Raw genomic sequence first — 11,656 nt, 5'->3', positions numbered from 1 at the left:
CCCGTCGCACCCCAGGGCGATCGCGCTCACGCCGGCGGACGCCAACCTCGCGGCAGGGTGGTCTGGCCGACTTCGATGATGTAGCCGTCGGGGTCCCGGATGTAGCAGCGGAGCTCGGTCTCGTGCTGCTTCGGCTCGGTCAGGAACTGCGCGCCGCGCGCCTTCCACTCGGCGTACACGGCGTGGATGTCGGCGACCCGAATGTTGAGGAAGCTGCTCACGCGATCCGGGTCGCGCGGCGGCTCGAGCGTGACGGTCGGCTTGTCGTCCGTCGGACCGCCGCCGACGTTGATGATGACCCAGGTGTTCGCGAGCGCGACGTAGGTCACGTCGTCTCCCGACTCGCCGGAGATCACGGTCTTGCCGCCCAGCACGTCGCTGTAGAAGCGGCGGGACCGCTCGACATCGTCCGAGACGATGAAGTGCGCCGCCACCATCTCCGTGTTGCTGTCGCTCATCACGACCTCCCTAGTCGGAACCGACCTCGAGAGTCTCGCCTCGGAGGCGCCTCGCGCTTGGATGCCCCTCCGTATCGCGATCGGGCATTGAACGGCATCCGGTTCGAGCATCGCCTTCGGTAGCGTTCGCCGCGTGTCGGAGATGCCCGAGCCGCCGGACGACGCGTGGTTCGACGCGCTGGCGCGCTTCCTCGGCCCCGCGTACCTGCGCAACGCGTTCACGTACGGGACGGAGCAGGAAGTCGACCATCTCGTCGCGCGGCTCGCGCTGCACGAAGGCGATCGCGTGCTCGACCTCGGCTGTGGTCCCGGTCGCCACGCACTCGCGCTCGCGCGTCGCGGCATCGAGGTCGTCGGCATCGATCACTCCGACGAGTTCGTCGCGCTCGCACGGCAGGCCGCGCAACACGCGCAGCTCACGAACGCACGCTTCGAACGCGCCGACGTGCGCGCGCTCGACAAGCGCGCGGAGTTCGACGCGGTCATCTGTCTGTGTCAGGGCGGGTTCGGTCTGCTCGGCGGCAGGGAGGACGTCGATCTGCTCCGACGGTTCGCACGGGCCCTGAAGCCCGGTGGCCGGCTCGCGCTCACGGCGTTCCACGTCGCGTTCGCCGTCAGGTTCCTGGAGGACACCGAGCGCTTCGATCCCGCGACCGGCGTGAACCACGAACGGGCGACGCTGCGCGACCAACACGGGCACGAGCAGGCGTTCGACCTCTGGACGACCTGCTTCACTCCCCGTGAGCTGCGCCTGATGGCGACCGCCGCGGGCCTCACCGTCGACCACGTGTCCGGCGTCGCGCCCGGCCGCTACGGAGACAACCCGCCGACCCTCGAGGATCCCGAGATCCTGCTGGTCGCGAGCCGTCGGATCAGGTGAGCGTTCGGCCCCGGGACCCCGTCGAGGCGCGATGCCGCGGCGAGCAAGCATGCGACCGTGTCGCCACCACTGTCGGAGACGGGGACCGCCAAGTAACCTGCCCGGGCCGCGGCGCCGCCGCGGTTTGGCTGTCGCGCCCGCCGGGCGCACCTCCCATTTGAGCGAGCAGGATCACCGTTGTCGGACCTCGAGAACCAGTCGACCCCCGACGCTTCGGCGTCGGATGCACCACCCGAGTCCCCGGGCGCCGCCACCGCGGTGGCCACGGCGGAGCCGGAGGAGCCCGAAGTCGAGGCCGAGGGCCTCACTTCCATCGTCTTCGACGATCTCGACGGGCAGTCGCTGTCCGACGCGATCGACGCGACGATCGTCGCGTTCGACGACGGCGACATCGTGAAGGGCCGGGTCGTCAAGATCGACAGCGACGAGGTGCTGCTCGACATCGGCTACAAGTCCGAGGGCGTCATCCCCTCGCGTGAGCTCTCGATCCGCAACGACGTCGACCCGCACGAGGTGGTCACGCTCGACGAGGAGCTCGAGGCGCTCGTCCTCACCAAGGAAGACAAGGACGGCCGGCTCATCCTCTCGAAGAAGCGCGCGCAGTACGAGCGCGCGTGGGGAACGATCGAGGCGATCAAGGAGAGCGAAGGCGTCGTCTCCGGTCCCGTGATCGAGGTCGTCAAGGGCGGCCTGATCCTCGACATCGGCCTGCGCGGGTTCCTTCCCGCGTCGCTCGTCGACCTGCGGCGCGTGCGCGATCTGCACCCGTTCGTCGGCAAGACGCTCGAGGCCAAGATCATCGAGCTCGACAAGAACCGCAACAACGTCGTGCTCAGCCGGCGCGCGTATCTCGAAGAGACGCAGCGCGAGCAGCGCGACGAGTTCCTCACCAACCTGAAGCCGGGCGAGGTCCGCAGCGGTGTGGTGTCGTCGGTCGTGAACTTCGGTGCGTTCGTCGACCTCGGCGGCATGGACGGACTCGTGCATGTGTCCGAGCTCTCGTGGAAGCACGTCGACCACCCGAGCTCGGTCGTGCAGGTCGGCGACGAGGTCACCGTGCAGGTGCTCGATGTCGACCTCGACCGCGAGCGCATCTCGCTCTCGCTCAAGGCGACGCAGCAGGACCCGTGGCAGGAGTTCGCGGGCGGCCACGAGGTCGGCGAGCTCGTGTACGGCCGGGTCACCAAGCTCGTGCCGTTCGGCGCCTTCGTCCAGGTCGGCGAGGGCATCGAGGGTCTCGTCCACATCTCCGAGATGGCGATCCACCACGTCGAGGCGCCCGAGCAGGTCGTCACCCCCGGCGAGGAGCTGTGGGTGAAGATCATCGACGTCGACCTCGAGCGCCGCCGCATCTCGCTCTCCATCAAGCAGGCCGCGGAGGGTGGCACCGTCGCCGCCGAGTACCGCGAGATGTACGGCGAGCACAACTACGACGAAGCCGGCAACTACATCGGACCCGACTACGAGGCCGAGGCCGCCGAGGCCGCCGCCGCAGAGGGTGGCGAGGCCACCGAGGGCGAGGCCACGGACGGCGAGGCTCCGGAAGCGGCCGCCGCGGCTCCCGACACCACCGATGCCGCCGACGACGCCGACGCCGGGGGCGAAACGCCCGCTTAGCACCCTTCACCGCGGCCCTCGGTCGCCCCCATCTGCGGTTCCGCGCGCCTCTCCGTGGGCGAAACCGTGAACTTCGGCTCGCGCCGGTCGATCAATGCCAGTGAATCCGGCAAGTGATCCCGGGCCGAGGTAAGGGGAATGGCGTGAAGAACTGGCGTGTGCTCGTCGCGGTCGCCGCAGTCGTGCTGGCGGGAGCGGCGGCCTACCTGTCCTACGAGTACGCCCACAAGGCGGACACTCGTGCCGAGAAGAACGTGCAGACCGTCAACGTGCTCGTCGCCAAGGGCGACATCTCCAAGGGCACGACGGCGGCACAGGCACTCAACGGCGGGCTGATCTCCACCAAGGCCATCGCGCGTGGCGTGCTGCCGCCGACGGTCGTGCAGAACGCGTCCGACCTGACGAACAAGATCGCGACGTCGTCGATCGCCAGGGGCCAGTTCATCGTGGGCGACTCGTTCGTGCTGCCCCAGCAGGTGAGCGGCTTCTCGGCGAACGTGCCGAAGGGCATGCAGGCGATCACGATCACCGTCGACTCCACGCATGGTGTCGGGGGCTTCGTGCAGCCGGGCGACACGGTGAACGTGCTGTGGTCGGGTGCGGTGACCGCCCAGCAGGGCGGGACCTCGGGTGAGGCGGCGCGTACCACCGCGTACCTCGTGCCGAGCGTGAAGGTCATGGCCGTCGGTTCGACGACCGCGAACAGCGCGCCGGCCTCGAACACCGCGGTCGGCCTCACGACGAGTGACCAGGCCGCCGGCGCGCCGGCCGCCTCGAGCACCGCGGCCACGGGCAACTCGGGTCTCATCACCCTCGAGGTGACGCCCCGCCAGGCCGAGCAGATCGCGCAGGGCGTGTCGCTGGGCAGCTTCTACCTGACGCTGGACGCGCCGGGTGTCGACCCGAGCAAGTTCACGCCGCCGGCCGAGGTCGTCGAGACCTGGAACCTGTTCGACCAGCACCTCAGCGTGGTCGACGGCTTCCACGGCTCGCACTGAGCCGGCGTTACAGCGCCGGAACCGAACAGCCGATCAATTGACGGGACGACGATGGGGAGCGGGAGCAGTCGGAGCGACATGAACAAGCCGTTGCGATACCGAGTGGCAGCAGTCGAGCCCGACGAGCGTTTCCGGACGAGGCTGACGATTCAGTTGGCCTCGACCGGAGCGACCGTCGCGGACACGATCGAGTCCCTGGTCGCGACGCTCGACGGGAACCGGCCGACCGTGGTCGTGTTCGGTCCCGGACTGGCGAACGACACGGGGCTCGCGCAGGCGCAGCGTCTCTCGCGCCAGCACCCCGAGATGGGGGTCGTGCTCGTCTGCCAGGAGCTCTCCCTCTCACTGCTCCAGCACGCGCTGCGTGCCGGCGTCCGTGACGCGCTGTCGCTCGACACGGACGACGCCGCGCTGCGGAGCGCGATCGAGCGCGTCGGAGACTCGCTCGCGAACGAACGCACGCAGAGCGCGGGCATCGCCGCCGAGCCGGGCCGCGTCATCGTCACGTTCTCGACGAAGGGCGGTGTCGGCAAGAGCGTCACCGCGACGAACCTCGCGGTCGCACTCGCCGCACGTTCCCCGAAGCAGGTCGTGATCGTCGACGGCGACCTCCAGTTCGGCGACGTCGCCGTGTTGCTCGGTGTACCGCCGACGCACACGACGATCGACGCCGCGGCCGCGATCGACCAGGCCGACACGTCACTCATGGACTCGTTCCTCGCGACGCACCCGGCAACGGGGCTTCGCGTCCTGCCCGCGCCGGTCGAACCGTCCGCTGCGGACTCCATCTCGCCCGAGCAGATGCTCGGCATCGTCCGGATGCTGCGGGCGACGTGCGCCTACGTCATCGTCGACATGCCGCCCCACTTCGACGACGTCGTGCTCGCGCTGCTCGAAGAGGCGGACGACGTCCTCCTCGTCGCGAGCATGGACATCCCGAGCATCAAGAACCTGAAGGTCGGCATCCAGACCCTGGGCCTGCTGTCGCTCGCAGGGCCGAAGCTCCGCCTGATCCTGAACCGGTCCGGCTCGAAGGTGAACCTCGACATCGCCGACGTGGAGCGCGCGATCGGGATCCCCGTGCAGTTCCGGGTGCCCTCCGACATCGCCGTCCCCCAGGCCGTCAACCGCGGTGTCCCCGTCGTGCTCGACAAGCCGCGGGCCCCGGCCGCGCTGGCCCTCGGCCTGCTCGCCGACTCGATCCTCGGAAACGACGTGCGTGAGGCCGAAGAACCGGTCGAGCAGGAGCACCGACGCCGGTCGTGGCGGCGTACCGACAAGGAGGCCTCCGGGCAATGACCAACCAGTACACCCGCTGGCAGGACTTCCAGAAGAGCCCGACCTCGGCGCGCACCGCACAGCTCGAGGAGCTGCGCGGCAAGGTCCACCAGTACGTGATCGAGCAGCTCGGACCGCTGCTCGGCGACTCGCGCATGGCGGAGCACGACATGCGCCGTCGCGTCGCGGACACGCTCCAGGACGCGCTCACGGAGGAGGGCGTCGCGCTCGGTGCGAGCGAGAAGGCCGCACTCATCCAGGACGTCACCGACGACGTCCTCGGCTACGGCCCGATCGACCGCTACCTCAAGCAGGACGACGTCACCGAGGTCATGGTGAACGGCCCCGACTCCGTGTACGTGGAAGAGCGGGGCAAGCTCGTCAAGACCGATACGCGCTTCGTCGACGAGACGCACCTGCGGCGCATCATCGACAAGATCGTGAGCCAGGTCGGCCGGCGCATCGACGAGTCGACGCCGATGGTCGACGCCCGTCTGCCCGACGGCTCCCGTGTCAACGCGGTCGTGCACCCGCTGTCGATCGGCGGTCCCTTCCTCACCATCCGGAAGTTCGCCGCCGACCCGTACACGATCGGTGACCTCATCAACTTCCAGACGCTGAACGCGCAGTCGGCGCACTTCCTCGACGCGTGCGTGCGCGGTCGCCTCAACGTCGTGGTGAGCGGGGGTACCGGTACTGGTAAGACGACGATGCTCAACGTGCTGTCGTCGTTCATCCCGACCGACGAGCGCATCGTCACGATCGAAGACGCGAAGGAGCTCCAGCTCAAGCAGGACCACGTTCTCTCGCTGGAGTCGCGCCCTCCGAACATCGAGGGCGTCGGCCAGGTCATGATCCGCGACCTCGTCCGCAACGCGCTGCGTATGCGGCCCGACCGCATCGTCGTCGGTGAGGTTCGTGGCGCGGAGACGCTCGACATGCTCCAGGCCATGAACACCGGTCACGACGGATCGATCACGACCGTCCACTCGAACAGCCCGCGCGACACGCTCGCCCGTATCGAGACGATGACGCTGATGGCCGGCATGGACCTGCCGATCCGCGCCATCCGGGAGCAGGTCGCGTCCGCGCTCGACCTCGTCGTGCACTTGTCCCGACTGCGGGACGGCACGCGTCGCGTCACCTACATCAGCGAGGTCATGGGCATGGAGGGCGACGTCATCGTGCTCCAGGACCTGTACCTCTACGACTACGGCATGGGCGTCGACGACGACGGCAAGTTCCTCGGCCACCTGAAGTCGACGGGCATCCGTCCCACGTTCTCCGAGCGACTCGCCGACCATGGCATCCGCCTCGAGCCCGAGCTGTTCACACTCCAGCCCTTTGCCCGGAAGGTGGTGGGGATGCGGTGATCGTCCTCGCAGATTTCATCGGATCGGCGGCGAGCCGGTACGTCATCGCGGCGCTCGCGTTCGCGGCGACGGGCTGCGTCATCGTCACGATCGCGTTCGTGTTCACGAAGCGCGAGAAGCGACTCGAGCGCCGGCTCGCGGGCTACAGCGTGACCACGGGCTTCACCGAGGCCGGCGAGCCCGTGAGCGACAGCTCGCACCTCGTCCAGCAGGCGGCGGAGGCGGCGGAGAAGTTCGCCGGCGCCGACGTCATGGAGAAGGTCGAGCAGCTGCTCGAGCAGGCGAAGCTGCCGCTGCGGCCCGCCGAGTTCCTCGTGTACGCACCGCTGTTCGCGATCGCCGCCGCGGCGTTGGCGTGGTTCCTCGAAGGCCCGGTCTTCGCGATCATCGTCGTGGTCGCGCTCGTGGCCGCGCCGTTCCTGATGCTGAAGCGTCGCAGCAGCTCGCGGCTCAAGAAGTTCCAGTCCCAGCTGCCCGACACGCTGAACCTCCTCGCGGGCTCGATGCGCGCGGGCTTCTCGTTCATGCAGGGCCTGGAAGCGGTCGCCGACGAGGCGAGTGAGCCGCTGCGCACCGAGTTCCAGCGTGCGTTCACGGAGTCGCGCCTCGGCCGTCCGGTCGAGGAAGCGCTCGACGACGCGGCCCGCCGCATGAACAGTCGCGACCTCGCGTGGGCGGTCATGGCGATCCGCATCCAGCGGGAGGTCGGCGGAAACCTGGCCGAGCTCCTCGACACCGTCGCCGACACGATGACGCACCGCGAGCGCCTGCGCCGAGAGGTGAAGTCGCTCACCGCGGAGGGCCGCATGTCGGCGATCGTGCTGAGCATCTTCCCGCCCGCGTTCGCACTGATGCTGTTCCTGCTCCAGCCCGATTACATGAAGTTGCTCTTCCAGGAGACGATCGGAATCGTCGCCGTTGTGGGCGGCGGCATCCTGTCGGTCGTCGGGTGGTTCTGGCTCGCACGGATCGTCAAGATCGAGGTCTGACCCATGCTTTCTGTCATCGTCGCGATCTCCGTCGCCGCAGTTGCGCTCGGCGTCTTCGCGGTCGGCGCGATCCTCGGCGAGCGCGCGCAGATCCGCGAGTCGCTGCGCCGGCTCGAGGGCTACCAGGTCACTGGTGCGCGTGACCAGGAGATGCTGAAGTCGTTCGGCTCGCGCGTCGTCAACCCGCTGTCGAGCGGCACGCTCGGACTCATCCGCCGGTTCACACCGGTGGGCTACACCGAGGGCCTCCGGCACAAGGTCGTGCTCGCCGGCAACCCGCCGGGTGTCGAGGTCGACCGGCTGCTGATCTTCAAGGTGCTCGGCATCACGTCCGGCATCGCGTGGGTCCCGCTCGTCTACATGGGCCTCGCGCTGAAGGGCATCCCCGCGCTGTTCGCGGTCGCGGTCCTCTGGGGCGGCTCGTTCATGTTCCCGGACCTGTCGCTGGACCGGAAGATCGAGGCCCGTCGCAAGGAGATCGCGCAGAAGCTGCCCGACATCCTCGACCTCCTCGTGATCTCGGTCGAAGCCGGTCTCGGCTTCGAGCAGGCGATCGACCGCACGTCGGCGGCCGTTCCCGGCCCGCTGTCGGAGGAGTTCCGGCGCATGCTGCAGGAGACGCGGGTCGGTGCGAGCCGGGCCGACGCGCTGCGTGCGCTCGACGAGCGCACCGAGGTCCCCGAGCTGCGCTCGTTCGTCCTCGCGATGCTCCAGGCCGACACGTTCGGTGTGTCGATCGCGCGCATCCTGCGGGCCCAGGCCGACGAGATGCGCGTCCGCCGCCGTCTCGCCGCGCAGGAGCTCGCGCAGAAGGCTCCGATCAAGATGCTCTTCCCGCTGGTCCTGTGCATCTTCCCGGCGATGTTCGTCGTGGTGCTCGGCCCCGCCTTCATCTCGATCAGCAAGAACATCTGACCCCTCCATGACTCCTCCCGTCGCGACGGTGGAATCGCCGCTTCGGCGCGGTCTCGCGACCGTGGCGCCCGACGGCGGTTCCGCCGCGGTCGACGGCGACGGTCCGGACGACGCGCCGACGGGGCGCGGTCCCGGCCTCGAGCTCGTCTTCACGGTGCTGTTCGCGCTGGCGGGCTGGTGGGTCGGCATCCGGCAGCTGTCGGACAACTCGTTCTTCTGGCACCTGCGCACGGGTCGTTACATCCTCGACCACGGCATCCCGCGCGGCGACATCTTCTCGTTCACCGCGCCGGGTACGCGTTGGGTCGCGCAGTCGTGGCTCGCGGAGATCGCGTACGGCGCGCTCGACCGCAGTGTCGGTGCGATCGGCATCCGTCTCTTGATCGCGTGCACGGGCGCGGCGGTCACGCTGCTGTCGTACCGCCTCGCGCGCCGGCTCACGGGTGACCGCGTTCGGGCCGGGCTCATCACCGTCGTGGCCTATGTCGCGACGATGGTCGTCTTCTCGGAGCGTCCGCTCGCGTTCGGTCTCGTCGCCGCGCTCGTGGTCGTCTGGATCGTCGAGGTGCCCGAGTCGCGCGTCGGACAGCGACCGCTGCTCTGGTTGCCGGTCGTGTTCTGGCTCTGGACCAACGTGCACGGCAGCTTCGCGCTCGGCGTCGTCTACATCGGGCTCCACGTCGTCGGCCGCGCGCTCGACGGCGCGCGCCCGTGGGAGGGCCGCGAGCGGCAGCTCGTCACGGGCACGCTCGTCGGTCTCGCGGTGTCGCTCGTCAACCCCTACGGGCCGGGTTTGCTGATGTTCCCGGTCCAGCTGATGGGTCGGGGCCAGGTGCTCGCGCAGGTGGTCGAGTGGCGCTCACCGGACTTCCGTTCGCCCGTCGGCATGGCGTTCGCGGCGTGGCTCGTCGTGCTCGTCGTCGCCCTCGCGCTCGCGGAGAAGCGGCCGACGCGTCGCGACGTGCTCGTCGCCGTTCCGTTCGTGCTGCTCGCGCTGTGGGCCGAGCGCAACATCGGGCTCGCGGTGCTCTTCACGCTGCCGGTCGCGGCGCGCGCGTTCGCGACGACGCGTCGGCGTGCCGACGGCCGCTCGTTGCTCGCAACGGTCGCGCTGCTCGTCGTCGTCTCGTTGTTCGGCGTCTCGGTTGCGAGCGCGACGGCCGAGCCCGACTTCCAGACTGCGAGCTATCCGGTCGCGGCGATGACGTACATGCAGCAGCACGACCTGCTCGGTCAGCGACTGTTCACGACCGACGCGTGGGCCGGCTACACGATCCTCCGCTTCTGGCCGCAGCAGCGCATCTTCCTCGACGATCGCTACGACATGTTCCCGAAGCGCATCGTCGACGACTACACCGACGTCGCCGACGGCCACCCGAACTGGGAGAAGGTGCTCGACGAGTACCACGTGCAGGTGATCGTCTGGGCGCCGGAGCGCGCGCTCACGCAGCTGCTCGCGGAGTCGTCGCACTGGAAGCGCGTGCACACCGACGACCGTGCCGACGTCTGGGTGCGGGCCGGGTCGTAGCCCCGCGACGCCGGGATAGCCTGCTGCCCGTCGGCGGTCCGGGGCGGTGGATGCAGACGATGACGAGGCACGTTCGCGCGGCGCCTGGCACCCGCCTGGTCGCGGCGGTCTTCGTGTTGCTCGCGGTCGCACTCGTCGCGCCGATGCCGACGGGCGCGTCCGCCGCGAGCGTCCCCAGCGGACATCGGATCACGCTCGTCCCCGGCATCAACCTGCCCGGCGCCATCGTGAGCGGACCCGACGGGGCCGTGTGGTTCACGAACGGCGGCGCGATCGCCCGCATCGACGCGCGCGGCAAGGTGCGCATGTTCACGGGCTCGCCGCAACACCCCGTCAGCGGCGGGTCCGGCATCACGAGCGGTCCGGACGGCGCGCTGTGGTTCACCGACGGCGGCAGCGCGATCGGTCGGATGACGACGAGCGGCCACGTCTCGGAGTTCAGGTCGCGCGACGTCAAGCAGCCGCACGGCATCACGAGCGGGTCGGACGGCGCGCTGTGGTTCACCAACTCCACGGGCCGCTCGATCGGCCGGATCACGACCGCCGGCGCGGTGACGGTGTTCGCCGATCACTCCATTGTCAGGCCGCAGCACATCACCGCGGGGTCCGACGGCGCGCTGTGGTTCACGCAGCAGGGCAACTTCCCGATCGGTCGGATGACGACGTCGGGAACGTTCACGCGCTTCCGGTTGAACCAGCCGGTGGGCGACATCGTGAGTGGACCCGACGGCGCGCTGTGGTTCACGACCGCGAACGGTATCGGCCGGATCACGACGGCCGGCGCGGTCAGCCTGGTGACGACGCCCGCGTTGAGCGAGCCGCGCGGCATCACGACCGGCCCCGACGGTGCACTCTGGATCGCGGGCGGTCGGAACCAGATCGGGCGTTATGCGGACGGGGACCTGACCGTCTTCCACGACGCGCTCGCGAACCCCGGCGCGATCACGGCCGGCACCGACGGCGCGCTGTGGTTCACGAGCCCGTTCAACGCCGTCGGCCGCGTCACGACCGTCGGCGAGTTCAAGCTCTTCACCGATCCCGACGTCACGAATCCCGCGGGCATCACGGCCGGTCCCGACGGCGCGGTCTGGTTCACGAACCGCAACGACGGCAGCGTCGGGCGCATCATGCGCAACGGCTCGTCCCGCCATTTCACCGACGGACACGTCGCTCGGCCCGGCGCGATCACGACCGGTCCCGATGGTGCGCTCTGGTTCGTCGACAGTGACCCGTCGACGCACGCGGTCGACCGGGTCACGACCGCCGGCGCGATCACGGTCTTCTCGAGCGCGAAGGTCAGCGATCCGGTCGGGATCACGAGCGGTCCCGACGGCGCGCTGTGGTTCACGAACCAGGGCGACGACTCGATCGGTTGCATCACGACCGCCGGCCACATCACGCGGTTCTCCGACGACGGGATCGGCGAGCCGACCGGCATCGCGCTCGGATCCGACGGCGCGCTCTGGTTCGCGAGCACGCGCACCGACACGATCGGTCGCGTCACGGCCGCCGGCGCGTTCACGTTCGTCGCCGATCCCACGATCGACGCGCCGACCGCGATCACCGCGGGGCCGGATGGCGCGCTGTGGTTCGTGAACTCGGGCGACGAATCGATCGGTC

Annotated in this window: 10 protein-coding genes; 9 read left to right on the top strand and 1 reads right to left on the bottom strand. The window is 69.4% G+C overall.

Going from position 1 to position 11,656, the window contains the following annotated elements:
- Positions 1 to 26: 26 nt before the first annotated feature.
- Positions 27 to 458 carry a VOC family protein gene (locus VH914_07510; protein HEX4491035.1) on the bottom strand — a complete coding sequence of 144 codons (432 nt, stop codon included), beginning with the start codon at positions 456 to 458 and terminating at the stop codon, positions 27 to 29.
- A 142-nt stretch (positions 459 to 600) separates the two neighbouring features.
- Between VH914_07510 and VH914_07505 the strand changes: the two genes are divergently transcribed.
- The 9 genes from VH914_07505 to VH914_07465 form a co-directional block, all read left to right on the top strand.
- Positions 601 to 1,338, top strand: a complete 738-nt coding sequence (locus VH914_07505; GenBank protein ID HEX4491034.1) for a class I SAM-dependent methyltransferase — start codon at positions 601 to 603, stop codon at positions 1,336 to 1,338.
- A gap of 312 nt (positions 1,339 to 1,650) precedes the next feature.
- Positions 1,651 to 2,955 (top strand): 30S ribosomal protein S1, encoded by a 1,305-nt coding sequence (gene rpsA / locus VH914_07500; protein HEX4491033.1) that lies wholly within the window; start codon positions 1,651 to 1,653, stop codon positions 2,953 to 2,955.
- A gap of 143 nt (positions 2,956 to 3,098) precedes the next feature.
- Complete coding sequence (gene cpaB / locus VH914_07495; GenBank protein HEX4491032.1) at positions 3,099 to 3,953, top strand: Flp pilus assembly protein CpaB; 855 nt, start codon at positions 3,099 to 3,101, stop codon at positions 3,951 to 3,953.
- Positions 3,954 to 4,106: 153 nt separating this feature from the next.
- The gene (locus VH914_07490; protein HEX4491031.1) at positions 4,107 to 5,252 is read left to right on the top strand and encodes a P-loop NTPase; all 1,146 of its coding nucleotides are present in this window, start codon (positions 4,107 to 4,109) and stop codon (positions 5,250 to 5,252) included.
- Positions 5,249 to 6,604: a CpaF family protein gene (locus VH914_07485; GenBank protein ID HEX4491030.1), complete on the top strand. Its 1,356-nt coding sequence runs from the start codon at positions 5,249 to 5,251 to the stop codon at positions 6,602 to 6,604. Before VH914_07490 ends, VH914_07485 begins: the two co-directional genes overlap by 4 nt.
- Complete coding sequence (locus VH914_07480) at positions 6,601 to 7,593, top strand: type II secretion system F family protein (GenBank protein HEX4491029.1); 993 nt, start codon at positions 6,601 to 6,603, stop codon at positions 7,591 to 7,593. Before VH914_07485 ends, VH914_07480 begins: the two co-directional genes overlap by 4 nt.
- A gap of 3 nt (positions 7,594 to 7,596) precedes the next feature.
- Positions 7,597 to 8,508, top strand: a complete 912-nt coding sequence (locus VH914_07475) for a type II secretion system F family protein (protein ID HEX4491028.1) — start codon at positions 7,597 to 7,599, stop codon at positions 8,506 to 8,508.
- Between the two features lie 28 nt (positions 8,509 to 8,536).
- Positions 8,537 to 10,036, top strand: coding sequence for a hypothetical protein (locus VH914_07470; protein ID HEX4491027.1), 1,500 nt, complete (start codon positions 8,537 to 8,539; stop codon positions 10,034 to 10,036).
- Positions 10,037 to 10,095: 59 nt separating this feature from the next.
- Positions 10,096 to 11,656, top strand: a 1,561-nt coding sequence (locus tag VH914_07465) for a hypothetical protein (protein ID HEX4491026.1), incomplete at its 3' end; no start/stop codon positions are given.

The organism is Acidimicrobiia bacterium (assembly GCA_036271555.1).
Taxonomy (GTDB): domain Bacteria; phylum Actinomycetota; class Acidimicrobiia; order IMCC26256; family PALSA-610; genus DATBAK01.
The sequence above is the reverse complement of the archived record's forward strand: the minus strand, read 5'-3'. Positions and strand labels throughout refer to the sequence as shown.